The sequence below is a fragment of the Streptomyces sp. NBC_01803 genome (genome assembly GCF_035917415.1).
In the GTDB taxonomy this organism is placed as follows: Bacteria; Actinomycetota; Actinomycetes; order Streptomycetales; family Streptomycetaceae; genus Streptomyces.
The window spans coordinates 5469763-5494177 of the sequence record NZ_CP109073.1; the positions used below are offsets into that span (position 1 = coordinate 5469763).

Consider the following 24415-nt stretch of genomic DNA (forward strand, 5'->3'; position numbering starts at 1 on the left):
GGCCGACCCGAAAGCTGTCCAGAAACAACCCGTCCGAGGGAAGCGGTGCGTTCGTGTCCGGTGGAGAAGTGGCCGGCCTGCTGGTGGCCGTCTTCTGGGCGATCCTGGTCTCGTTCCTCGCGGTGGCGCTGGTCCGGCTCGCCCAGACCCTGCGAGCGGCGACCAGGCTGCTGAACGGCGTGACCGAGCAGGCCGTTCCGCTGCTCGGCGAGGCGTCGCAGACCGTGCGCTCCGCGCAGACGCAGCTCGACCGGGTGGAGGCGATCGCCGTCGACGTCCAGGACGTCGCCGCCAACGCCTCGGCGCTGTCCGCCACCGTCGCCTCCACCTTCGGCGGGCCGCTGGTGAAGGTGGCCGCCTTCGGCTACGGAGTGCGCCGGGCCCTGCGCCGCCGCGGCGCCCCGCGGCCCGTCGAGCCTCCCGTCGTGGCCCGGCGGGTGCCTGCCGCCCGGCGCCGCCGGCCGGGAAAGGACTGATCCCCCGTGATCCGCCGCGCGTTCTGGTTCACCACCGGCGCCGCCGCCGGCGTCTGGGCCACCACCAAGGTCCAGCGCACGCTGCGCCGCCTCACGCCCGAAAGCCTGGCCGCCCGGGCCGCGGACCGCGCCGTCGCGGCCGGCCACCGGGCCCGGGAGTTCGCCCTCGATGTCCGGGCCGGGATGGCCCAGCGGGAGGACGAGCTCAACGAGGCCCTGGGCGTCGGCCCCGAAGAGCCCGGCCACGACGGCCGGACGCTGCCCCCGCCGGCCCGACGCGCCCAGCTCGGCCGGGCCCCCGACATCACCGCGGCCCCCGGACACCGGGCCGCCGCTGAGTACGGAAAAGAGGACCGCTGATGGAGTCGGCTGAAATCCGCCGTCGCTGGCTGAGCTTCTTCGAGAAGCGCGGGCACACCGTCGTGCCGTCGGCGTCGCTGATCGCGGACGACCCGACACTGCTGCTGGTCCCCGCGGGCATGGTGCCGTTCAAGCCGTACTTCCTGGGCGAGGCCACCCCGCCCCACCCGCGCGCGGTCAGCGTGCAGAAGTGCGTGCGCACGCCGGACATCGAGGAGGTCGGCAAGACCACCCGGCACGGCACCTTCTTCCAGATGTGCGGCAACTTCTCGTTCGGCGACTACTTCAAGGAAGGCGCCATCCGCTACGCCTGGGAGCTGCTGACCACCCCGGTGGGCGACGGCGGTTACGGCCTGGACCCCGAGCGGCTGTGGATCACCGTCTACGAGCAGGACGACGAGGCCGAGCGGATCTGGCGCGACGTCATCGGTGTCCCCGCCGAGCGCGTCCAGCGCCTGGGCATGGGCCCCAACTTCTGGTCCATGGGCGTCCCCGGCCCCTGCGGCCCCTGCTCCGAGATCAACTACGACCGCGGCCCGGAGTTCGGCCCCGAGGGCGGCCCCGCGGTCAACGACGAGCGGTACGTGGAGCTCTGGAACCTGGTCTTCATGCAGTACGAGCGCGGGCCGGGCGAGGGCAAGGAGGACTTCCCGATCCTCGGGGACCTGCCGGCCAAGAACATCGACACCGGTCTCGGCCTGGAGCGCCTGGCGATGATCCTCCAGGGCGTGCGCAACATGTACGAGACGGACGCCCTGCGCGTCGTCATCGACAAGGCGGGCGAACTGACCGGCGTGGCCTACGGCGCCGGCGAGGACTCCGACGTGTCGCTGCGCGTGGTCGCCGACCACATGCGCACCTCCGTGATGCTCATCGGTGACGGCGTCACCCCGGGCAACGAGGGCCGCGGGTATGTGCTGCGCCGCATCATGCGCCGCGCCATCCGGAACATGCGCATCCTCGGCGCCACCGAGCCCGTCGTCGGGGAGCTGGTCGACGTGGTCCTCGGCGCGATGGGTCAGCATTACCCGGAACTGCTGACCGAGCGCAAGCGCATCGAGACGGTCGCGCGGGCCGAGGAGGCCGCGTTCCTGAAGACGCTGAAGGCCGGCACCAACATCTTCGACTCCGCCGTCACCGAGACCAGGACGGCGGGTGGCACGGTCCTGCCGGGCGACAAGGCGTTCCTGCTGCACGACACCTGGGGCTTCCCGATCGACCTGACCCTGGAGATGGCCGCCGAGCAGGGCCTGTCGGTGGACGAGACGGGCTTCCGGCGTCTGATGAAGGAGCAGCGGGACCGCGCCAAGGCCGACGCCCGCGTCAAGAAGCAGGGGCACGCCGACCTGTCCGCCTACCGCGAGGTCGCGGACGCCGCCGGCGCGTCGGAGTTCATCGGCTACTCCGCGACGGCCGGCGAGGCCACCGTCGTCGGGCTGCTGGTCGACGGCGTCTCCTCGCCCGCCGCCGAGGAGGGCGACGAGGTGGAGGTCGTGCTCGACCGCACCCCCTTCTACGCCGAGGGCGGCGGCCAGCTCGCCGACACCGGGCGCCTGCGGCTGGACTCCGGCGCCCTCGTGGAGATCCGCGACGTCCAGCAGCCGGTCCCCGGCGTCATCGTCCACAAGGGTGAAGTCCTGGTCGGCGAGGTGACGCTCGGCGCGGGCGTCCAGAGCCAGATCGACATCCAGCGCCGCCGGGCCATCGCCCGCGCCCACAGCGCCACCCACCTGACGCACCAGGCGCTGCGCGACGCCCTGGGCCCGACCGCCGCGCAGGCCGGCTCGGAGAACTCGCCGGGCCGCTTCCGCTTCGACTTCGGCTCCCCGGCCGCCGTGCCCGGCAGCGTCCTCGCGGACGTCGAGCAGAAGATCAACGAGGTGCTGGCCCGTGAACTCGACGTCACCGCCGAGGTGATGTCGATGGACGAGGCCAGGAAGCAGGGCGCCATCGCCGAGTTCGGCGAGAAGTACGGCGACCGAGTGCGCGTGGTCACCATCGGGGACTACTCCAAGGAGCTGTGCGGCGGCACCCACGTGCACAACACCGCCCAGCTCGGTTTGGTCAAGCTGCTCGGCGAGTCGTCCATCGGCTCCGGCGTGCGCCGGGTGGAGGCCCTGGTCGGTGTGGACGCCTACCGCTTCCTGGCCCGCGAGCACACGGTCGTCGCCCAGCTCACCGAGCTGGTCAAGGGGCGCCCGGAGGAGCTGCCCGAGCGGGTCTCCGGGATGCTGGGCCGGCTGAAGGACGCCGAGAAGGAGATCGAACGCTTCCGCGCCGAGAAGGTGCTGGCCGCCGCCGGCGGCCTGGCGGCCGGCGCCCGCGACATCGGCGGGGTGGCCCTGGCCGCCGGGCGGGTGCCGGACGGCACGACGGCCGACGACCTGCGCCGGCTGGTGCTGGACGTGCGAGGCCGCTTCCCCGGCGAACGGCCTGCCGTGGTCGCCCTGTTCACCGTCGTGAACGGGCGTCCGCTGACCGTTGTCGCCACCAACGACGCCGCCCGCGGGCGCGGTCTCGCCGCCGGTGACCTGGTGCGCACCGCCGCCAAGACCCTTGGCGGCGGCGGGGGCGGCAAGCCCGACGTGGCCCAGGGCGGCGGCCAGCACCCGGCCGCCATCGACGAGGCGCTGGCCGCCATCGAGCGCCAGGTCGCGGGCGCCGCCTGATGCGGCGCGGCAGACGGCTCGGCGTGGACGTCGGGGAGGCCCGGATCGGAGTCGCGAGCAGCGATCCCGACGGGCTGCTCGCCACGCCGGTGGAGACGGTGCCCGGCCGGGACGCCCCGGCCGCGCAGCGGCGGCTGGCCGAGCTGGTCGCCGAGTACGAGCCGATCGAGGTCGTGGTCGGCCTCCCGCGCTCGCTGAACGGCGGCGAGGGACCGGCCGCGGCCCGGGTGCGGGCGTTCGCCGAACAGACCGCCCGCCGGATCGCGCCCGTCCCGGTGCGGCTGGTGGACGAGCGGCTGAGCACGGTCACCGCCACCCGGGGCATGCGCGCCTCGGGCGTCAAGGAGAAGAAGGGCAGGGCCCGGATCGACCAGGCCGCCGCCGTCGTCATCCTGCAGAGCGCCCTGGAGACCGAGCGGAGCGCGGGCCGTCCCCCCGGGCAGTGCGTCGAAGTGGTTGTCTGATCGCGGTACGGTAACGTTCGCGCGGAAGGGCGGCCGTGGGGTCCGGGGGAAGCGGCCGCCGCCTTGCGTCACAAGGGGATCGATGACTGACTATGGCCGGGGTCCCGGCTCCGAACCGTGGTACCCCGACGATCCGCTCTACGGGGATCAGGAGTGGTCCGGCGGGTACGACGGCACGGTCACGCCGCAGGGACAGCCCGGCTCCTGGGATCAGTACGGCGGGCAGCAGGAGCAGCACTACCCCCCTCAGCAGCAGCCGCGGCAGCCGTACTACCCGGACCAGTACCCCGAGCAGCAGTACCCGCAGCAGCAGTACCCGCAGCAGGGCGGCTGGGACGCCAACGGCCAGTACTACGGCGCCGACCCCTACCAGCAGCAGCACCAGCCGTCCGGGCAGTACGCCACCGGACAGCAGTACCAGGACCCCTACGCCACCCAGCAGCACCAGCAGTACGCGCCGTCCCCCGAGCCCCCTCAGCAGCACCAGCCGCGGCAGCCGTCCCGCTCCGGCGCGCCGCACCAGGAACCCGGGCCGGACCCGGAGACGGGCTGGGACCCCGGCCCCGACCAGGGCGTGCGGGACTTCTTCCACCGCGACGAGTACGACGACGACCCCGGGGACGAGCCGCCCCGGCGCTCCGGACGGCGCGGCGACCGGCCCAAACGGCGGCGCGGCGGCCTCGGCTGCCTGGCCGCGGCGGTCCTCGTGGTCGGCGGCGTCGGCGGTATCGGCTTCTACGGGTATGCGTTCTACCAGGACCGGTTCGGCCCGGCTCCCGACTTCGCGGGCGACGGCACCGGCGAGATCCAGGTGGAGATCCCTTCCGGCTCCTCGGTCTCCCAGATCGGCAACATCCTCAAGGAACTGGGCGTCGTCAAGAGCCACGACGCCTTCGTCGCGGCGGCCGGGGCGGACGGCCAGAGCATCCAAGCCGGCGTCTACGTCCTCCGCGGGCAGATGTCCGCCGAAGCGGCCGTCGAGCTGCTCCTCGACCCGTCCGCCGTCAGCGCGCTCACCATTCCGGAGGGCCTGCGCGCCACCCAGGTCTACGCCACCATCGACACGTACCTGGGCCTGGCGGAGGGCGCCACCGAGGAGGTGGCGGGAAGCGCCGACATCGGCCTGCCGGAGTGGGCCGAGGGCGACCCGGAGGGCTTCCTCTTCCCCACCCGCTACGACATCGCCTCGGACACCGCGCCCGAGGACGTGCTGACGCAGATGGTGGACCGCGCGGAATCGGAGTTCGACGAGATCGGGCTGGAGGAGGAGGCCGCGCGGCTGGGCCGGTCGCCCCGCGAGGTCCTCGTCATCGCCTCCCTCATCCAGGCCGAGGCCCAGGCGGACGAGGAGTTCGGCAAGGTGTCCCGGGTGATCCACAACCGGCTGGACATCGACATGATGCTCCAGTTCGACTCCACCATCAATTACGCGATGGGCCGCTCCACGCTGGACACCTCCATCGCGGACACCCAGGTGGACTCCCCCTACAACACCTACCGCGAGTACGGCCTGCCGCCCGGCCCGATCGACAACCCCGGGCACCAGGCCATCGAGGCGGCGCTGAACCCGACCGACGGCGACTGGCTCTACTTCGTGACCGTCCGGCCGGGCGACACCCGTTTCACCGCCGACTCCGACGAACACGACCGGAACGTCGCGGACTTCAACGCGGCCCAGGAGGAGGCGCGCGAGGAAGAGGGAGGCGACGGCTGATGCCCGCCCCGTCGGCCGTCCGTCGGGCGGCGGTGCTCGGCTCACCCATCGCGCACTCGCTCTCCCCGGCGCTGCACCGGGCCGCGTACCGGGCGATGGGGCTGGACGACTGGTCCTACGGCCGGTTCGAGGTGGACGAGACGGCGCTGCCCGGCTTCATCGCCGGGCTGGGCGCGGACTGGGCCGGCCTCTCCCTCACCATGCCGCTCAAGCGAGCGATCATCCCGCTGCTGGACGAGGTCAGCGCGACGGCCGCGGCCGTGGAGGCCGTCAACACCGTCGTCTTCGCGCCCGACGGCCGTCGCCTCGGGGACAACACTGATATTCCGGGCATGGTGGCGGCGCTGCGCGAGCGCGGCGTGACCCGCGTGCCCGCCGCCGCCGTCCTCGGTGCCGGTGCGACCGCCTCCTCGGCCCTGGCCGCCCTCGCCCAGCTCTGCGACGGCGAGGTCACCGCCTACGTCAGGAGCCCGGCGCGCGCCGCCGAGATGCGCGGCTGGGGCGAACGGCTCGGGGTGGCCCTCCGCACCGAGGACTGGTCACTGGCCCACCGGGCGTCGGCCGCGCCGCTGGTGGTCGCGACCACCCCGGCCGGGACCACCGACGCGCTGGCGGCGGCCGTTCCCCGCACGCCCGGCATCCTCTTCGACGTGCTGTACGACCCGTGGCCCACCGCCCTGGCGGCAGCCTGGTCCGGACGCGGCGGCGAGGTCGTCGGGGGCCTGGACCTCCTGGTCCATCAGGCGGTCCTGCAGGTCGAGGCGATGACGGGCCTCGCCCCCGCCCCGCTGAAGGAGATGCGCGAAGCGGGGCTGGCGGCCCTGGCCGCGCGCTGACCGCGCGGCCGGTTCCGCCGGGGTTCCGCTGTCTCGCAGGTCAGACGGCCTGGGGAAGGCCGGTGCGGACATGGCAGGATCGGGTATGACACCGCACGGTCGAACAATCGCGAGGAGCACCCTTGAGCAGGCTGCGCTGGCTGACGGCGGGGGAGTCGCACGGCCCCGCACTCGTGGCGACGCTGGAAGGAATGCCCGCCGGGGTGCCGGTCACCACGGACCTGGTGGCGGACGCGCTGGCCCGCCGCCGTCTCGGCTACGGCCGGGGGGCGCGGATGAAGTTCGAACGCGACGAGGTCACGTTCCTTGGTGGCGTCCGGCACGGCCTGACCATGGGCTCCCCGGTGGCGATCATGGTGGGGAACACCGAGTGGCCCAAGTGGGAGCAGGTCATGGCGGCCGACCCGGTGGACCCCGAGGTGCTCGCGAGTCTCGCCCGCAACGCCCCGCTGACCCGTCCGCGCCCCGGTCACGCGGACCTGGCCGGCATGCAGAAGTACGGCGTGGACGACGCCCGGCCCATCCTGGAGCGCGCCTCCGCCCGCGAGACCGCCGCCCGGGTCGCGCTCGGCGCGGTCGCCCGGTCCTACCTGAAGGAAACGGCCGGGATCGAGATCGTCTCCCACGTGGTGGAGCTCGGCGGCGCCCGCGCACCCCACGGCATGTACCCGAGCCCCGGTGACACCGAGCGGCTGGACGCCCACCCGGTGCGCTGCCTGGACCCGGAGGCCGGTGACGCGATGGTCGCGGAGATCGACCAGGCACACAAGGACGGCGACACCCTCGGGGGCGTGGTCGAGGTGCTGGCCCACGGCGTGCCCGTCGGCCTCGGCTCGCACGTCCACTGGGACCGGCGGCTGGACGCTCGGCTGGCCGCGGCGCTGATGGGCATCCAGGCGATCAAGGGCGTCGAGGTCGGGGACGGCTTCGAGCTCGCCCGGGTCCCCGGCTCCCAGGCGCACGACGAGATCGTCCCGACCCCGGACGGCATCCGGCGGGCCTCGGGCCGCTCCGGCGGCACCGAGGGCGGCCTCAGCACGGGCGAGCTGCTGCGCGTGCGCGCCGCGATGAAGCCCATCGCCACCGTGCCGCGCGCCCTTGCCACCGTGGACGTGGTCACCGGCGAGGAGGCGCGCGCGCACCACCAGCGCTCCGACGTCTGCGCGGTCCCGGCGGCCGGGATCGTGGCCGAGGCGATGGTCGCCCTGGTGCTGGCGGACGCGGTGGCCGAGAAGTTCGCCGGCGACCACGTGACCGAGACCCGCCGCAACGTCACCGGCTTCCTCGACCACCTGGCGGTCCGGTGAGCGCCCACCGCCGGGCCGCCGGGGGACGCCCGGCGGAGACGCGCCGGTCGCGCCCGGCGGTCGGCCGTGACGTGAGCCGCCGCCGCGGCGGGGCGCACGGGGGAGCACGGTGACCGGCCCCGCCGTGGTCCTCGTCGGACCGCCCGGATCGGGGAAGTCCACGGTGGCCGCGCTGCTGGCCGAGCGGCTGGGCCTCACCGCGCGGGACACCGACGCCGATGTGGAACAGGCCGCGGGCAAGCTCATCTCCGAGATCTTCATCGACGAGGGCGAGCCGCGTTTCCGCGCGCTGGAGGCCGCCGCCGTGCGCGCCGCCCTCACCGGCCACGACGGCGTCGTGTCGCTCGGCGGCGGCGCCATCCTCGACCCCGGCACCCGCGCCCTGCTGGCCGGCCTGCCGGTGGTCTTCCTCGACGTCGCGCTCGCCGAGGCGGTCCGCCGGGTCGGCCTGGACACCGCACGACCGCTGCTCGCGGTGAACCCGCGGCAGCGCTGGCGGGTGCTGATGGAGGAACGACGCCCGCTGTACACCGAGGTCGCCCGCGCCGTCGTGCAGACCGCGGACCGCACGCCGGACGAGGTCGTCACGGCGGTGCTCGACGCATTGGAGCTCAGGACAGCATGACCACCCCTTCCGAGACGAGTCCCCCGGCCGCCGCCGCGGACGCCCCCCTCCGGATCACGGTCGGCGCCGGCGCGGGAGCCGCGCCGTACGACGTCGTGATCGGCCGTCGCCTGCTGGACGAGCTTCCCGGGCTGATCGGCGGCGAGGCCAGGCGCGTCGCCGTGCTGCACCCCGAGGCGCTGGCCGAGACCGGCGAGGTGCTGCGGGAGGATCTGGCCGGGCAGGGCTACGAGACCATCGCGGTCCAGGTGCCCAACGCCGAGGAGGCCAAGTCGGCCGAGGTCGCGGCGTACTGCTGGCGGGCGCTGGGCCAGTCCGGCTTCACCCGGACCGATGTCGTCGTCGCCGTCGGCGGCGGCGCCACCACCGACCTGGCCGGCTTCGTCGCGGCCACCTGGCTGCGCGGCGTGCGCTGGATCGCCGTGCCGACCACGGTGCTCGGCATGGTGGACGCCGCGGTGGGCGGCAAGACCGGGATCAACACCTCCGAGGGCAAGAACCTGGTGGGCTGCTTCCATCCGCCGGCCGGTGTCCTGTGCGACCTGGCCGCGCTCGGCTCCCTCCCGGCGCACGACTACGTGTCCGGGCTGGCCGAGATCATCAAGGCGGGATTCATCGCCGACCCGGCGATCCTGGAGCTGATCGAGGCGGACCCGGGGGCCGCGCGCCGCCCCGACGGCCCGCACACCGCCGAGCTGATCGAGCGGTCCATCCGGGTCAAGGCCGAGGTCGTCTCCGGCGATCTGAAGGAGGCCGGGCCGCGCGAGGTCCTCAACTACGGGCACACGCTGGCCCACGCCATCGAGAAGAACGAGCGCTACAACTGGCGGCACGGCGCGGCGGTCTCGGTCGGCATGGTCTTCGCCGCCGAGCTCGGCCGGATCGCCGGCCGCCTGGACGACGCGACCGCCGACCGGCACCGGGAGATCCTCTCCGCCGTCGGCCTGCCGGTCACCTACCGCGGCGACCAATGGCCCCGGCTGCTGGAGACCATGCGCGTCGACAAGAAGTCGCGCGGCGACCGGCTGCGTTTCATCGTGCTGGACGGCCTGGCCAGGCCGGCGGTGCTGGAGGGGCCCGACCCCGCCATGCTGCTGGCCGCGCACGCGGAGATCGCCGCGTGAGCCGCCGCGTCCTGGTCCTCAACGGGCCCAACCTCGGCCGTCTCGGCTCCCGCGAGCCCGATGTGTACGGCTCCACCTCCTACGCCGGGCTGGTCGAGCGCTGCGGCGCGCTCGGCAAGGAGCTCGGCCTGGCGGTGGAGGTCCGGGAGACCAACGACGAGGGCGAGCTGATCCGCTGGCTGCACGAGGCGGCGGACGGCACGATCCCCGTCGTGCTGAACCCGGGCGCGTTCACCCACTATTCGTACGGGCTGCGCGACGCCGCCGCCCAGCGCACCGCCCCGCTCATCGAGGTGCACATCTCCAACCCGTACCGCAGGGAGGAGTTCCGGCACACGTCGGTGATAGCGGCGGTCGCCAGCGGCACCATCGCCGGATTCGGGATCGGCTCATATCTCCTGGCGCTCCGCGCGCTCGCCGAGGAGATGGCAGGCTGACAGGCGCGGCACTCCACGGCCGCGCCGAGCGTTTCACGACAGACCGAAGGCATGCACGCGCCCGCGCGGCCGTGCCCGGAGAAGACGTAGGTGGGGAGCGGATGCAACAGCCCGGTGGGATGCCCGTGCCTCCTCCCGCCCCGGCCGACGGCGGCACGGCGGGAAATCTCCGGCTGCCGCACGGCACGGTGCCGGCGCCCGCCCCGGCCCCCGCGCCGGGCGCGGCGACGCCGGACCCCGCGCACGTGGGGGTGGCGGTGCTGCTGATCGGCCCGGCCGGGGCCGGGAAGACGACCGTGGCCCGGCTCTGGGCGGACCGCAGGCCGGTGCCGACCGCCCACATCAGCCTGGACGACGTGCGCGAGTGGGTGCGCTCCGGCTTCGCCGACCCCCGCTCGGGCTGGGACGACCGCTCCGAGGCTCAGTACCGCCTGGCCCGCCGCACCTGCGGCTTCGCCGCCCGGAACTACCTGGCGAACGGCATCTCCTGCATCCTGGACGACGCCGTCTTCCCCGACCGGCCGGCGGTGGGCCTCGGCGGCTGGAAGCGGCACGTCGGCCCCGGCCTGATCCCCATCGTGCTGCTCCCCGGGCTCGACGTCGTGCTGGAGCGGAACGCGGCCCGCACCGGCACCCGCCGGCTGTCCGACGAGGAAGTCGCCACGATCCACGGCCGGATGGCCGGCTGGTACGGCTCGGGCCTGCCCATCATCGACAACTCCCGGCACGACGTGGCCACCACCGCCCGGATGCTGGACGACGCGGTGGCCCGCAGCCTCACCAGCCCGCCGCAGTGGTGACCTGTGCTCATCCGGCCCCCTCCAGGCGGCCGAGGAGCGGGGGTGCCGCATAGGCTCGGGCCATGTCCGAGGTACACGCGGCCCGACGGTCACGGCTGCGGTCCCGCTGTTCGCCAGCGGGCAGCGTGGCCGCCCTGGTCTCCCGGCCCGCCAACGTCCGCTATCTGGCCGGCTCAGCGCCGTCCGGCGGCTCCGGGCCCTGCGAGGTGCCCCCGGGCGCCGCGCTGCTGGTGAGCCACGCCGGTGACGACGTGCTGTTCGGCCACTGGAACCCGGCGCGGGACCCCGCCGGGCCGCAGCCGGGCGAGGACGGCGGCCTGCGCGCCGTGACGCTCGACGGCGACGCGGATCCGGCCGTGGCGGCGGCGGAGTGGGCCGCGCGCGACGGCGCGGAGATCCTCGCGGTCGAGGAGCACCATCTGACCGTCGCGCGGCACCGGGACGTGGCCGCCGCCGCCTCGGGAATGAAGCTCGCCGACCTGGGGTGCGCGGTGGAGGGGCAGCGGCTGGTGAAGGACGAGGAGGAGATCGCGGCGCTGCGGGTGGCCGCCGAGATCACCGACCGGGCCCTGGGGGAGCTCCTGGAGTCGATCCTGGTCGGCCGCACCGAGCGCCATCTCGCCCTGGAGCTGGAACGCCGCCTCGTGGACCACGGCGCGGACGGCCCGGCGTTCTCCACCTCGGTCGCCACCGGCAGCCACTCCGGGCTGGCCGGGCACCGGCCCACCGACCGCCGGGTGGAGGAGGGCGACTTTCTCACCGTCCGGCTGGGCGCCCGCTTCCGCGGCTACCGCTGCCAGATCGGCCGGACGTTCGTCATCGGCACCAGCCCCGCCGACTGGCAGATCGAGCTGTACGAGGTCGTCTTCGCCGCTCAGCGGGCGGCCCGCGAGGCGCTGACGCCGGGCGCCGAGTACCGCGAGGTGGACCGGGCGGCGCGGAACGTGCTGGCGGCGGCCGGGCACAGCACGGCGCTGGGGCCGGTGACCGGGCGCGGTGTCGGGCTGGAGATCGGGGAGGACCCTCGGTTGTCACCCGCCGCCATGGGTAGACTGGGCCCTTGTGTTCCGGTCACCGTCGAGCCGGGGGTGCATCTCCCAGGCCGGGGCGGCGTCCGGATCGATGACACGCTCGTCGTCCGCTCGCCCGCGGACGGCGGACCCGAGCTACTCACCATCACGACCAAGGAACTCCTCGCTCTGTGAGCCCTGACGGGGCCGCGCGGGGAACCGCGGTCACCCCGAGAGCAGTCTGTAGGAGAATCCGCAACCGTGGCCACCACGAACGACCTGAAGAATGGCATGGTGCTCAAGCTCGACGGGGGCCAGCTCTGGTCCGTCGTCGAGTTCCAGCACGTCAAGCCCGGCAAGGGCGGCGCTTTCGTGCGCACCAAGCTCAAGAACGTACTCTCCGGCAAGGTGGTCGACCGGACCTTCAACGCCGGCACCAAGGTCGACACGGCCACCGTGGACCGACGCGGCATGCAGTTCTCCTACAAGGACGGCACCGACTTCGTCTTCATGGACACCGAGACCTTCGACCAGCTCTACGTGAACCCGGGCACCGTGGGGGAGGCCGCCAACTACCTGCTGGAAGGGCAGGAGTGCACGGTCGCCATCCACGAGGAGAACCCGCTGTTCGTGGAGCTCCCGGCCGCCGTCGAGCTGGTCATCGAGTACACCGAGCCGGGCGTCCAGGGCGATCGCTCCACCGGCGGCACCAAGCCGGCGCGGCTGGAGACCGGGTACGAGATCGGCGTGCCGCTCTTCATCACCACCGGCGAGAAGATCAAGGTCGACACCCGCTCCGGCGATTACCTTGGCCGGGTGAACAACTAACCGTGGCTGCCCGCAGCAAGGCCCGCAAGCGCGCGCTCCAGATCCTCTTCGAGGCGGATCAGCGCGACGCCGCTCCCAACGAGGTCCTCGCTGACTGGGTCCGGCTGGCCCGGACCGACGACCGGCAGCCGCCCGTCAGCGAATACACCCGGGAGCTGGTGGAGGGGTACGCCGAGCGGGCGGAGCGGATCGACGAGCTGATCGCCCAGTACACCGTGGGCTGGCCGATGGACCGCATGCCCGCGGTGGACCGCAACATCCTGCGGCTGAGCGCCTTCGAGCTGATCTGGCAGGACGGCACGCCCGACGCCGTGGTGCTGGACGAGGCGGTGCAGCTCGCCAGGGAGTTCTCCACCGACGATTCGCCGGCGTTCGTCAACGGCCTGCTCGGCAGGCTGAAGGATCTCAAGCCCACGCTCCGCCCCTAGGGCCGGCGGGTGGCGGACCGGAACGACCCGCCACCCGCCGCGAGGAATCAGGACTCCTCGGCCTGCACCGCGCGTCGCGCGTCGGCGCCCAGCACTCCCCAGCTGATGAGCTGCTCGGTCAGCACGGACGGCGACTGATCGTAGATCACGGCCAGTGTGCGCAGGTCGTCCTGACGGATGGACAGCACCTTGCCGTTGTAGTCGCCGCGCTGGCTTTGGATCGTCGCGGTGTACCGCTGGAGCGGCCCGGCCTTCTCGCTGGGCACGTTGGCGAGCCGCTCAAGGTCGAGCACGAGCTTCGGCGGCGGCTCGGCGGCGCCCCCGGGCGTCGAGCCGGGCAGCAGCTCCTGCACCGGAACCCCGTAGAAGTCCGCCAGCTCCGCGAGGCGCTGCACGGTCACGGCCCGGTCGCCGCGCTCGTAGGAGCCGACCACGACCGCTTTCCATCGGCCCTGGGACTTCTCCTCGACCCCGTGAAGCGACAGACCCTGCTGGGTGCGGATGGCCCGGAGCTTGGCTCCGAGCTGTTTGGCGTATTCGCTGGACATGTGTCTCCCCGGACGGCTACTTCGTAACTCACTGTGAGGTTACGCAGCGTAATAAGTCCCGTCAAGCGGGGGCGGGCGATCGGGCTCTGACCAGGGATGATGCGCAGCGTGCCGATGCGGCCTGCTATTGTCGGGCCCGATCGGCCCGACGTCCTTTAAGACCCGTCCCGTGAGGCGGGGAAGGAGGTCCAATTCGTATGGACAGCGACACCCCGGCTCCGGACCGCTCCGTGATGGAGGCCCCGGACATCGCGCGGGCACTGACCCGCATCGCCCACGAGATCGTCGAACGCGCCAAGGGCGCCGGCGACGTGGTGCTCCTCGGCATTCCCACCCGCGGCGTCTTCCTCGCCGACCGGCTGGCGGGCAGGCTGCGCGAGATCACCGGCCACCCGGTCCCCGTCGGCTCCCTGGACATCACCATGTACCGGGACGACCTGCGGCTGCGCCCGGCCCGCGCCCTGGCCCGCACCGACATCCCCGGCGACGGCGTCGACGGACGGCTCGTGGTCCTCGTCGACGACGTGCTCTTCTCGGGCCGCACCATCAGGGCCGCCCTGGACGCGCTGGGCGACATCGGCCGCCCGCGCGCCGTGCAGCTCGCGGTCCTCGTCGACCGCGGCCACCGCGAGCTGCCGATCCGCGCCGACTACGTCGGCAAGAACATCCCGACCTCCCTGCGGGAGACGGTCAGGGTCCTGCTCACCGAGGAGGACGGCCGTGACGGCGTGCTGCTGGGCGTGCGCGAGCACGCCCCGTCCGGCGAGCGCTAGCGCTCGCCGTCGCCGCCCAGGCCCCTCGCACCGGCACGTTCCCCCTCGAACCACGGAAGGCACCAGATGATGCGCCATCTCATCTCGGCCACCGACCTCACCCGCGACGACGCCGTGCTGATCCTCGACACCGCCGAGGAGCTGGCCCGCGTCGCCGACCGGCCGATCAAGAAGCTTCCGACGCTGCGCGGGCGCACCGTCGTCAACCTGTTCTTCGAGGACTCCACCCGCACCCGCATCTCGTTCGAGGCGGCGGCGAAACGGTTGTCCGCCGACGTGATCAACTTCTCCGCCAAGGGGTCCTCGGTCTCCAAGGGTGAGTCGCTGAAGGACACCGCGCTCACCCTGGAGGCCATGGGCGCCGACGTCGTCGTGATCCGGCACCACGACTCGGGCGCCCCGCACCGGCTGGCCACCTCCGGCTGGATCGGCGGCTCCGTCGTCAACGCGGGCGACGGCACCCACGAGCACCCCACCCAGGCGCTGCTGGACGCCTTCACCCTGCGCCGCCGCCTGGTCGGCGGCCCGGCCGGCGGCAGCGGGGCCGATCTGACCGGTCGCCGCGTCACCATCGTCGGCGACATCCTGCACAGCCGGGTGGCCCGCTCCAACGTCCACCTGCTGACCACTCTCGGCGCCGAGGTCACCGTCGTGGCCCCGCCGACGCTGCTGCCGATCGGCGTCGACCACTGGCCCTGCGAGGTCTCCTACGACCTCGACGCCGTGCTGCCGAAGTCGGACGCGGTGATGATGCTGCGCGTGCAGCGCGAGCGGATGAACGCCGCCTACTTCCCGACCGAGCGCGAGTACGCCCGCCGGTACGGGCTGCACGGCGACCGCATGGCCCGGATGCCGGAGCACTCCATCGTGATGCACCCCGGGCCGATGAACCGGGGCATGGAGATCACCGCTGAGGTGGCGGACTCGCCGCGCTGCACCGCCGTCGAGCAGGTGTCCGGCGGCGTCAGCGTCCGGATGGCCGTCCTGTATCTGCTGCTGGGCGGCGCCCCGCCCGCCCCCACCCGCCCGACCGAGAACCAGGGAGATCGAGCATGAGTCACAGCCGCCGGACGCTGATCCGCGGTGCGAGGGTCCTGGGGGGTGAGGCGCGGGATCTCCTGATCGACGGCGAGACCGTCGCCGAGGTCGGGACCGGCCTGCCGGCCGACGGCGCCGAGGTGGTCGAGGCCGACGGGCTGGTTCTGCTGCCCGGCCTGGTCGACCTGCACACCCACCTGCGGGAGCCGGGCCGGGAGGACTCCGAGACGGTCCTCACCGGTACCATGGCCGCCGCGGCCGGGGGCTTCACCGCGGTGCACGCGATGGCCAACACCTTCCCGGTCGCCGACACGGCCGGCGTGGTCGAGCAGGTCTGGCGCCTGGGCCGGGAATCCGGGTACTGCGACGTGCAGCCGGTCGGCGCGGTCACCGTGGGCCTGGAGGGCAAGCAGCTCGCCGAGCTGGGCGCCATGCACGACTCCGCCGCCGGCGTGGTGGTCTTCTCCGACGACGGCAAGTGCGTGGACGACGCCGTGATCATGCGGCGGGCCCTGGAGTACGTGAAGGCGTTCGGTGGCGTCATCGCCCAGCACGCCCAGGAGCCCCGGCTGACCGAGGGCGCCCAGATGAACGAGGGCGTCGTCTCCGCCCAGCTCGGCCTGGGCGGCTGGCCCGCCGTCGCGGAGGAGTCGATCATCGCGCGGGATGTGCTGCTCGCCGCTCACGTCGACTCCCGGCTGCACGTGTGCCACCTCAGCACCGCCGGCTCCGTGGAGCTGGTCCGCTGGGCCAAGTCCAAGGGCTGGCGGGTCACCGCCGAGGTCACCCCTCACCACCTGCTGCTCACCGACGACCTGGTCCGTTCCTACGATCCGGTCTACAAGGTGAATCCGCCGCTGCGCACCGAGACCGACGTGCTCGCGCTGCGCGAGGCGCTGGCCGACGGCACCATCGACTGCGTCGCCACCGACCACGCCCCGCACCCGCACGAGGACAAGGACTGCGAGTGGGGCGCCGCGGCCATGGGGATGATCGGCCTGGAGACCGCGCTCTCCGTCGTCCAGCACACGATGGTCGACACCGGCCTGCTGGACTGGGCGGGTGTCGCCGACCGGATGTCCGCCCGCCCGGCCGCCATCGGCCGCCTCGCCGGCCAGGGCCGTCCGGTCGGCCCCGGCGAGCCCGCGAACCTGACGCTCCTCGACCCCGCCCACCGGGCCGTCGTGGACCCGGTCACGTTCGCCTCCCGCAGCCGCAACAGCCCGTACCGTGGGCGCGAGCTGCCGGGCCGCGTCACGCACACGTTCCTGCGCGGGCGGGCCACGGTCAAGGACGGAGAGCTGGTATGACGTCCGGAACGACACCGCCGCTCGTGGTGGCCGAGGCCGAGCGCCGCTCGCAGGAGGTCACCGACTGGGCCGCCCGCGCCGGCTGGGTGGTCGGGCTGCTGCTCTTCGTCCTGCTGGTCTTCTGGCTGATGCGCGAGGGCTGGAAGTGGCGCGCGACCCTCCAGGGCGACCTGCCCGAGCTGCCGCCGCTGCCGTCCGGCGCCCACGAGCCGAGGCTGCGGCTGACCGGCCGGTACCACGGCACCACCACCGCGGGCCGGTGGCTGGACCGCATCGTGGCGCACGGCCTCGGCGTCCGCAGCCGGGCCGAGCTGGCCCTGACCGGCGCGGGCGTCTGGGTCGTCCGCCCCGGCGCCACCGACTTCCTCATCCCGGCCGACCGTATGCGCGGCGCCCGGCTGGACAAGGGCATCGCCGGCAAGGTTCTCACCGAGGGGGGTCTGCTGGTGATCACCTGGGAGCACGGCGACCGGCTGCTCGACTCCGGCTTCCGCTCCGAGCACCCGGTGGAGCACGCCGAGTGGATCGAGGCGCTGGGCGCGTTCTCCCCGTTCGACGAGGCCGGCCCCGACGGTCCCACCCGCACCACCGGCACCATCCGCACCACCGGCAAGACCCCTCAGGAAGGCGCACGATGACCACCTCTCCCGGACACACCACCGCGGCCCCCGCCGTGCTGGTCCTTGAGGACGGCCGGGTCTTCCACGGCCGCGCCTACGGCGCGGTCGGGGAGACCTTCGGGGAAGCCGTGTTCGCCACCGGCATGACGGGGTACCAGGAGACCCTCACCGACCCGTCCTACCACCGGCAGGTGGTCGTGATGACCGCTCCCCACATCGGCAACACCGGCGTCAACGACGAGGACATGGAGTCCCGGCGGATCTGGGTCGCCGGCTATGTGGTCCGCGACCCCGCCCGGGTCCCGTCCAACTGGCGCTCGGTGCGCACCCTGGACGAGGAGCTGTCCGCGCAGGGCGTCGTCGGCATCAGCGGCGTGGACACCCGCGCCCTCACCCGGCACCTGCGCGAGCGCGGCGCCATGCGGGCCGGCGTCTTCTCCGGCGCCGCGCTCGGCGACGGGGCCGCGCTGCTGGAGCGCGTGCGCTCGTCACCGGCTATGACCGGCGCCGACCTGGCGGCCGAGGTGGCCACCACCGAGCCGTATGTCGTCCCCGCCATCGGGGAGAAGCGGCTGACCGTGGCCGCCGTCGACCTGGGCATCAAGGGCATGACCCCCTACCGGATGGCCGAGCGCGGCATAGAGGTCCACGTGCTGCCGGCCACCTCGACCCTGGACGAGGTGTACGCGACGGCGCCGGACGGCGTCTTCTTCTCCAACGGCCCCGGCGACCCCGCCGCCGCCGACCACCCCGTCGCCGTGATGCGCGGCGTGCTGGAGCGCGGCACCCCGCTCTTCGGCATCTGCTTCGGGAACCAGATCCTCGGCCGCGCGCTGGGCTTCGGCACCTTCAAGCTGAAGTACGGCCACCGCGGCATCAACCAGCCGGTGAAGGACCTGGCCACCGGCCGGGTCGAGGTCACCGCCCACAACCACGGCTTCGCCGTCGACGCGCCGCTCGACCAGGTCTCCGACACGCCTTACGGCCGCGTCGAGGTCTCCCACGTCTGTCTCAACGACAACGTGGTCGAGGGACTGCGGCTGCTCGACCGGCCGGCCTTCAGCGTCCAGTACCACCCCGAAGCGGCGGCGGGCCCGCACGACGCGGCCTATCTGTTCGATCGGTTCGTCGAGCTCATGCGAGACGACAATCGACGCCGCGTGTCCCTGATGGAGGGCCAGCGTGCCTAAGCGCACCGATATCCAGTCCGTCCTGGTCATCGGCTCCGGCCCGATCGTGATCGGGCAGGCCGCCGAGTTCGACTACTCCGGCACCCAAGCCTGCCGCGTGCTCAAGTCCGAGGGACTGCGCGTCATCCTGGTCAACTCCAACCCGGCGACCATCATGACCGACCCGGAGATCGCCGACGCCACCTACATCGAGCCGATCACCCCCGAGTTCGTCGAGAAGATCATCGCCAGGGAGCGCCCCGACGCCCTGCTGCCGACCCTCGGCGGCCAGACCGCGCTCAACACCGCCATCGCCCTGCACGAGGCCGGCACCCTCGACCGTTACGGCGTCGAGCTGATCGGCGCCAACGTCGAGGCGATCCGCAAGGGCGAGGACCGCGACCAGTTCAAATCCGTCGTCGCCGCCGTCCGCGCCGCCACCGGACACGGCGAGTCGGCCCGTTCGGTGATCTGCCACTCGATGGACGACATCCTGGCCGGAGTCGGGGAGCTCGGCGGCTACCCGGTCGTGGTGCGGCCCTCGTTCACCATGGGCGGCGCCGGCTCCGGCTTCGCGCACGACGAGGAGGAGCTGCGCCGCATCGCCGGCCAGGGCCTGGCCCTGTCACCGACCACCGAGGTGCTCCTGGAGGAGTCCATCCTCGGCTGGAAGGAGTACGAGCTGGAGCTGATGCGCGACCGGAACGACAACGTCGTGGTCGTCTGCTCCATCGAGAACCTCGACCCCATGGGCGTGCACACCGGGGACTCCATCACCGTCGCCCCGGCCATGACCCTGACCGACCGCGAGTACCAGATCCTGCGCGACATCGGCATCGCCGTCATCCGCGAGGTCGGCGTCGACACCGGCGGCTGCAACATCCAGTTCGCCGTCGACCCCGACAACGGCCGGGTCGTCGTCATCGAGATGAACCCGCGCGTCTCCCGGTCCTCCGCGCTCGCCTCCAAGGCGACCGGCTTCCCCATCGCCAAGATCGCCGCCCGGCTGGCCATCGGCTACACGCTGGACGAGATCCCCAACGACATCACCGAGCAGACGCCCGCCTCCTTCGAGCCCACCCTCGACTACGTGGTGGTGAAGGTCCCGCGTTTCGCGTTCGAGAAGTTCCCGGCCGCCGACCCCGCCCTGACCACCACCATGAAGTCGGTGGGCGAGGCGATGGCGATCGGGCGGAACTTCACGGAGGCCCTCAACAAGGCGTTGCGGTCGGTCGAGAAGAAGGACGCCCCGTTCGACTTCACCGGCGACCCGGGCGACAAGGACGAGCTGCTGACCACCGCCCGGATCCCCACCGACGGCCGGCTGGGCACCGTGATGCGCGCCATCCGCGCCGGGGCGACCCCCGAGGAGGTCTTCGAGGCCACCCGGATCGACCCCTGGTTCGTCGACCAGCTCTTCCTGATCAAGGAGATCGCGGACGAGCTGGCCGCCGCCGAGCGGCTCAGCCCCGAGCTGCTGGCCACCGCCAAGCGGCATGGCTTCTCCGACGCCCAGATCGCCGGCGTGCGCGGCCTGCGCGAGGACGTGGTCCGCGAGGTCAGGCACGCGCTGGGGGTGCGCCCGGTCTACAAGACGGTGGACACCTGCGCCGCCGAGTTCGCCGCCCGCACCCCGTATCTGTACTCGTCCTACGACGAGGAGAACGAGGTCGCCCCGCGCGAGAAGCCCGCCGTGATCATCCTTGGCTCCGGGCCCAACCGCATCGGCCAGGGCATCGAGTTCGACTACTCGTGCGTCCACGCCTGCTTCGCGCTCAGCGACGCCGGCTACGAGACGGTGATGGTCAACTGCAACCCCGAGACCGTCTCCACCGACTACGACACCTCCGACCGGCTCTACTTCGAGCCGCTCACCCTGGAGGACGTGCTGGAGATCGTGCACGCCGAGACGCAGGCCGGCCCGGTCGCGGGCGTCATCGTGCAGCTCGGCGGACAGACCCCGCTCGGCCTGGCGCAGGCCCTGAAGGACAACGGCGTGCCGATCGTGGGCACCTCGCCCGAGGCGATCAACCTGGCCGAGGAGCGCGGCGCGTTCGGCCGGGTGCTGGCCGAAGCCGGGCTGCCGGCGCCCAAGTACGGCACCGCGTTCTCCTTCGAGGAGGCCAAGGCCATCGCCGGCGGCATCGGCTACCCGGTGATGGTCCGCCCCAGCTATGTGCTGGGCGGGCGCGGCATGCAGATCGTGTACGACGAGCCGTCGCTGGGCGAGTACCTGCGCCGGCACGCGGGCCTGATCTCCGAACACCCCGTGCTCATCGACCGGTTCCTGGACGACGCGATCGAGATCGACGTGGACGCGCTCTACGACGGCCAGGAGCTGTACCTGGGCGGTGTGATGGAGCACATCGAGGAGGCCGGCATCCACTCCGGCGACTCCGCCTGCGCGCTGCCCCCGATCACCCTGGGCGGCTACGACATCAAGCGGCTGCGCGCCTCGACCGAGGCCATCGCGCGCGGCGTCGGCGTGCGCGGCCTGATCAACATCCAGTTCGCGCTGGCCGGGGACATCCTCTACGTCCTGGAGGCGAACCCGCGCGCCTCGCGGACCGTCCCGTTCACCTCCAAGGCCACCGCCGTGCCGCTGGCCAAGGCCGCCGCCCGGATCTCGCTGGGCACCAGCATCGCCGAGCTGCGCGCCGAGGGCATGCTCCCGGCCCGGGGCGACGGCGGCACCCTGCCGCTGGACGCGCCGATCTCCGTGAAGGAGGCCGTGATGCCCTGGTCCCGATTCCGGGACGTGCAGGGACGCGGTGTGGACACGGTGCTCGGCCCCGAGATGCGTTCCACGGGCGAGGTGATGGGCATCGACTCGGTGTTCGGCACGGCCTACGCCAAGTCGCAGGCCGGGGCGTACGGCGCGCTGCCCACCAAGGGCCGGGCGTTCGTCTCCGTGGCCAACCGCGACAAGCGCGCCATGATCTTCCCGGCCCGCGCCCTGGTCGAGCACGGCTTCGAGCTGCTGGCCACCTCGGGCACCGCGGAGGTTCTGCGGCGCAACGGCATCAACGCCACCGTGGTGCGCAAGCAGGGCGAGGGCGAGGGGCCCAACGGCGAGCCGACCATCGTCCAGCTCATCCACGACGGTCAGGTGGACCTCATCGTCAACACGCCCTACGGCACCGGCGGACGGCTCGACGGCTATGAGATCCGCACCGCGGCCGTCGCCCGGGGCGTGCCGTGCCTGACCACCGTGCAGGCGCTGGCGGCGGCCGTGCAGGGCATCGACGCGCTGGGCCGCGGCGCGGTGAGCGTCCGGTCGCTCCAGGAGCACGGCCGCGACCTCGTCGCGGCGCGCGAACGGTAGACGCGGATGTCCCCCTACGATCTGCTGTTCGCCACCGTCCTGCGCCGGATGGACCCGGAGCGGGCGCATGGCCTGGCCTTCGGCCTGATCCGCGCGAGCGCCCGCGTGCCGGGGCTGCGCGCGCTGGTGCGGGCGCGGTTCGCGCCGGCGCTGCCGGCGCTGCGGGTAACGGCCCTCGGCCTGGACCTGCCCGGCCCGTTCGGGCTCGCCGCCGGCTTCGACAAGAACGCCGTCGGCGTCGACGGCCTGACCGCGCTCGGCTTCGACTTCGTCGAGATCGGCACCGTCACCGCCCAGCCGCAGCCGGGCAACCCGCGCCCGCGCCTCTTCCGGCTCACCCGCGACCGCGCCCTGGTCAACCGGATGGGATTCAACAACGAGGGCTCCGCCGCCGTCGCCGCCCGGCTGGCCCGCGGGCCGCGCGGCCCGGTCGTCGGCGTCAACATCGGCAAGACCAAGGCCGTCCCCGAATCGGAGGCCGTCGCGGACTACGTCATCTCCACCGAACGACTCGCCCCGCACGCCGACTACCTGGTGGTCAACGTCTCCTCGCCCAACACCCCCGGGCTGCGCGACCTCCAGGCCGCCGACCGGCTCCGCCCGCTGCTGGCCGCCGTCCGCGCGGCGGCCGACCGGGCTGTGCCCGGCGGCCGGGTCCCGCTGCTGGTCAAGATCGCCCCCGACCTCGCCGACGAGGACGTGGACGCGGTCGCCGGCCTCGCCCTCGACCTGGGCCTGGACGGCATCATCGCCACCAACACCACCATCGCCCGGGAGGGTCTGGCCACCGGCCCCGCGGCCGTCCAGGCGACCGGCGCCGGCGGCCTGTCCGGCGCGCCGCTCAAGGAGCGCTCGCTCGCCGTCCTGCGCCGCCTGTACGCGCGGGTGGGCGACCGCGTCACCCTGATCGGCGTCGGCGGCGTCGAGACGGCCGACGACGTCTGGGAGCGCGTGCTCGCCGGCGCCACCCTCGTGCAGGGCTACACCGGCTTCATCTACGCGGGCCCCGGCTGGACCCGCGCCCTCCACCGCGGCCTCGCCGAACGGCTCGCCGCCAGCCCGTACGCCACCCTCGCCGAGGCCGTCGGTGCCGCGGCGCGGGCCGGAAAGGAAGCCGCATGACGCCCCCCGAGCCTTTCGGCGCCCGGCTGCGCCGCGCCATGGACGAGCATGGCCCGCTGTGCGTGGGCATCGATCCGCACCCGGCCCTGCTCACCGAATGGGGGCTCGGCGACGACGTCGGCGGCCTGGAGCGGTTCGCCATGACCGTGGTGGAGGCGCTGGCCGGCCGGGTCGCGGCGCTCAAGCCGCAGTCGGCGTTCTTCGAGCGCTTCGGCTCGCGCGGCGTCGCGGTGCTGGAGCGGGCGGTCGCCGACGCCAGGTCGGCCGGGACGCTGGTGGTGATGGACGTCAAGCGTGGCGACATCGGCTCCACCATGGCCGCCTACGCGGGGGCGTACCTGGACAAGGGCGCCCCGCTGTTCTCCGACGCCGTCACCCTCAGCCCGTACCTCGGCTTCGGCTCGCTGCGCCCGGCCCTCGACCTGGCGCGGGCCAACGGCGCCGGGGTCTTCGTTCTGGCCCTCACCTCCAACCCGGAGGGCGCCGAGGTCCAGCGGGCGGTCACGGCCGGGGGCACGCCGGTGGCCCAGGTCGTCCTGGACCGGCTGGCGGCGGAGAACGCGGGTGCCGAGCCGCTGGGTTCGTTCGGCGCGGTGGTGGGCGCGACACTCGCCGAGGCGGGAGCCGATCTGGATATCAACGGGCCGCTGCTGGCGCCGGGGCTGGGTGCCCAGGGCGCCACCGCCGCGGACCTGCCCCGGGTGTTCGGCGACGCGGTCGGCAACGTCCTGCCGGCCGTCAGCCGGGGGGTGCTGCGGCACGGTCCGACGGCCGCGGCACTGCGTGCCGCGGCGGCCCGGGAGGCCGAGGCCACCGCCCGGTTCACCGGCTCCCGAGCGTGATCGGACCCCGCCCGGCAGTGGCAGACGTAGGCATATGTCCGTTATGTCGGTGACGCTCCTGAGCTGACCAGGACTTTTTGCCGATTCTCCCTGACTTAATGCCGCATCGGCCGCTAGTCTCCGTCGAAGCGGAGCACCCGAGCGCGTTGCTCGTTGCTCCACCGGTGCGGGGCTACTAGGTTCCTCACCGTTCCGTATCCGACAGTTCGACACCCGAGGTGACGTAGGCGTGGCTCTTCCGCCCCTTACCCCTGAACAGCGCGCAGCCGCGCTTGAGAAGGCCGCCGCGGCTCGCCGGGAGCGCGCCGAGGTCAAGAATCGGCTCAAGCACTCCGGCGCCTCCCTGCACGAGGTCATCAAGCAGGGCCAGGAGAACGATGTCATCGGCAAGATGAAGGTCAGCGCGCTGCTGGAGTCGATGCCTGGCGTCGGCAAGGTCCGCGCCCGTCAGATCATGGAGCGGCTCGGCATCTCCGAGAGCCGCCGGGTCCGCGGTCTCGGCTCCAACCAGATCGCGGCACTGGAACGCGAATTCGGCGGCGCCCCCGCCTGAGGCCCTCCTCCCCGTGGGCGGTTTTCTCCACCGCCGC

The 24415-nt window shown here is 73.1% G+C and carries 24 protein-coding genes; 23 read left to right on the top strand and 1 reads right to left on the bottom strand.

What is annotated here, in order from left to right; genetic code table 11:
* Positions 1 to 53 precede the first annotated feature (53 nt).
* The 14 genes from OIE51_RS25020 (at position 54) to nusB (ending at position 13078) form a co-directional block, all read left to right on the top strand.
* Positions 54 to 476 (top strand): DUF948 domain-containing protein, encoded by a 423-nt coding sequence (locus OIE51_RS25020; protein WP_326600108.1) that lies wholly within the window; start codon positions 54 to 56, stop codon positions 474 to 476.
* A gap of 6 nt (positions 477 to 482) precedes the next feature.
* Positions 483 to 836 (top strand): DUF6167 family protein, encoded by a 354-nt coding sequence (locus OIE51_RS25025; RefSeq protein WP_326600110.1) that lies wholly within the window; start codon positions 483 to 485, stop codon positions 834 to 836.
* Complete coding sequence (gene alaS / locus OIE51_RS25030) at positions 836 to 3505, top strand: alanine--tRNA ligase (protein ID WP_326600112.1); 2670 nt, start codon at positions 836 to 838, stop codon at positions 3503 to 3505. The genes OIE51_RS25025 and alaS overlap by 1 nt, the downstream gene beginning before the upstream one ends.
* Positions 3505 to 3969 (top strand): Holliday junction resolvase RuvX, encoded by a 465-nt coding sequence (ruvX, locus tag OIE51_RS25035; protein ID WP_326600114.1) that lies wholly within the window; start codon positions 3505 to 3507, stop codon positions 3967 to 3969. The genes alaS and ruvX overlap by 1 nt, the downstream gene beginning before the upstream one ends.
* 82 nt (positions 3970 to 4051) lie before the next feature.
* A complete protein-coding gene (gene mltG, locus OIE51_RS25040) occupies positions 4052 to 5683 on the top strand; it encodes an endolytic transglycosylase MltG (RefSeq protein ID WP_326600115.1) in 1632 nt (543 codons plus the stop codon).
* The gene (locus OIE51_RS25045; protein ID WP_326600117.1) at positions 5683 to 6519 is read left to right on the top strand and encodes a shikimate dehydrogenase; all 837 of its coding nucleotides are present in this window, start codon (positions 5683 to 5685) and stop codon (positions 6517 to 6519) included. The genes mltG and OIE51_RS25045 overlap by 1 nt, the downstream gene beginning before the upstream one ends.
* A gap of 122 nt (positions 6520 to 6641) precedes the next feature.
* Positions 6642 to 7826 (top strand): chorismate synthase, encoded by a 1185-nt coding sequence (aroC, locus tag OIE51_RS25050; protein ID WP_326600118.1) that lies wholly within the window; start codon positions 6642 to 6644, stop codon positions 7824 to 7826.
* 109 nt (positions 7827 to 7935) lie between these two features.
* Positions 7936 to 8451: a shikimate kinase gene (locus OIE51_RS25055; RefSeq protein WP_326600119.1), complete on the top strand. Its 516-nt coding sequence runs from the start codon at positions 7936 to 7938 to the stop codon at positions 8449 to 8451.
* Positions 8448 to 9575 carry a 3-dehydroquinate synthase gene (gene aroB, locus OIE51_RS25060; protein WP_326600120.1) on the top strand — a complete coding sequence of 376 codons (1128 nt, stop codon included), beginning with the start codon at positions 8448 to 8450 and terminating at the stop codon, positions 9573 to 9575. The genes OIE51_RS25055 and aroB overlap by 4 nt, the downstream gene beginning before the upstream one ends.
* On the top strand, positions 9572 to 10012 hold the full coding sequence (gene aroQ / locus OIE51_RS25065; RefSeq protein WP_326600121.1) for a type II 3-dehydroquinate dehydratase: 441 nt from the start codon (positions 9572 to 9574) through the stop codon (positions 10010 to 10012). The genes aroB and aroQ overlap by 4 nt, the downstream gene beginning before the upstream one ends.
* 71 nt (positions 10013 to 10083) lie before the next feature.
* On the top strand, positions 10084 to 10812 hold the full coding sequence (locus OIE51_RS25070; RefSeq protein ID WP_442812013.1) for an AAA family ATPase: 729 nt from the start codon (positions 10084 to 10086) through the stop codon (positions 10810 to 10812).
* A gap of 62 nt (positions 10813 to 10874) precedes the next feature.
* Positions 10875 to 12017 (top strand): M24 family metallopeptidase, encoded by a 1143-nt coding sequence (locus tag OIE51_RS25075; protein ID WP_326600123.1) that lies wholly within the window; start codon positions 10875 to 10877, stop codon positions 12015 to 12017.
* Between the two features lie 66 nt (positions 12018 to 12083).
* On the top strand, positions 12084 to 12650 hold the full coding sequence (efp, locus tag OIE51_RS25080) for an elongation factor P (RefSeq protein ID WP_326600124.1): 567 nt from the start codon (positions 12084 to 12086) through the stop codon (positions 12648 to 12650).
* A gap of 2 nt (positions 12651 to 12652) precedes the next feature.
* Positions 12653 to 13078, top strand: coding sequence for a transcription antitermination factor NusB (gene nusB, locus OIE51_RS25085; protein WP_326600125.1), 426 nt, complete (start codon positions 12653 to 12655; stop codon positions 13076 to 13078).
* Positions 13079 to 13125: 47 nt separating this feature from the next.
* On the opposite strand, the gene bldD is transcribed toward nusB, so the two are convergent.
* Positions 13126 to 13626, bottom strand: a complete 501-nt coding sequence (gene bldD, locus OIE51_RS25090) for a transcriptional regulator BldD (protein WP_059008427.1) — start codon at positions 13624 to 13626, stop codon at positions 13126 to 13128.
* A 197-nt stretch (positions 13627 to 13823) separates the two neighbouring features.
* Here bldD and pyrR point away from each other — a divergent pair, with 197 nt between their 5' ends.
* From pyrR to OIE51_RS25135, 9 genes are all read left to right on the top strand, one after another.
* On the top strand, positions 13824 to 14399 hold the full coding sequence (gene pyrR, locus OIE51_RS25095; protein ID WP_326600126.1) for a bifunctional pyr operon transcriptional regulator/uracil phosphoribosyltransferase PyrR: 576 nt from the start codon (positions 13824 to 13826) through the stop codon (positions 14397 to 14399).
* A 66-nt stretch (positions 14400 to 14465) separates the two neighbouring features.
* The gene (locus tag OIE51_RS25100) at positions 14466 to 15455 is read left to right on the top strand and encodes an aspartate carbamoyltransferase catalytic subunit (protein WP_326600127.1); all 990 of its coding nucleotides are present in this window, start codon (positions 14466 to 14468) and stop codon (positions 15453 to 15455) included.
* Entirely contained in the window at positions 15452 to 16747 is a 1296-nt protein-coding gene (locus tag OIE51_RS25105; protein WP_326600128.1) for a dihydroorotase, read from the top strand. Before OIE51_RS25100 ends, OIE51_RS25105 begins: the two co-directional genes overlap by 4 nt.
* Entirely contained in the window at positions 16744 to 17385 is a 642-nt protein-coding gene (locus OIE51_RS25110) for a PH-like domain-containing protein (protein WP_326600129.1), read from the top strand. Before OIE51_RS25105 ends, OIE51_RS25110 begins: the two co-directional genes overlap by 4 nt.
* Positions 17382 to 18557 (top strand): glutamine-hydrolyzing carbamoyl-phosphate synthase small subunit, encoded by a 1176-nt coding sequence (gene carA, locus OIE51_RS25115; RefSeq protein ID WP_326600130.1) that lies wholly within the window; start codon positions 17382 to 17384, stop codon positions 18555 to 18557. The genes OIE51_RS25110 and carA overlap by 4 nt, the downstream gene beginning before the upstream one ends.
* Positions 18550 to 21861 carry a carbamoyl-phosphate synthase large subunit gene (gene carB, locus OIE51_RS25120; RefSeq protein WP_326600132.1) on the top strand — a complete coding sequence of 1104 codons (3312 nt, stop codon included), beginning with the start codon at positions 18550 to 18552 and terminating at the stop codon, positions 21859 to 21861. Before carA ends, carB begins: the two co-directional genes overlap by 8 nt.
* 6 nt (positions 21862 to 21867) lie before the next feature.
* On the top strand, positions 21868 to 22983 hold the full coding sequence (locus OIE51_RS25125) for a quinone-dependent dihydroorotate dehydrogenase (RefSeq protein ID WP_326600133.1): 1116 nt from the start codon (positions 21868 to 21870) through the stop codon (positions 22981 to 22983).
* A complete protein-coding gene (pyrF, locus tag OIE51_RS25130) occupies positions 22980 to 23825 on the top strand; it encodes an orotidine-5'-phosphate decarboxylase (RefSeq protein ID WP_326600135.1) in 846 nt (281 codons plus the stop codon). The genes OIE51_RS25125 and pyrF overlap by 4 nt, the downstream gene beginning before the upstream one ends.
* A 229-nt stretch (positions 23826 to 24054) precedes the next feature.
* Complete coding sequence (locus OIE51_RS25135) at positions 24055 to 24378, top strand: integration host factor (RefSeq protein WP_326600137.1); 324 nt, start codon at positions 24055 to 24057, stop codon at positions 24376 to 24378.
* Positions 24379 to 24415: the final 37 nt, after the last annotated feature.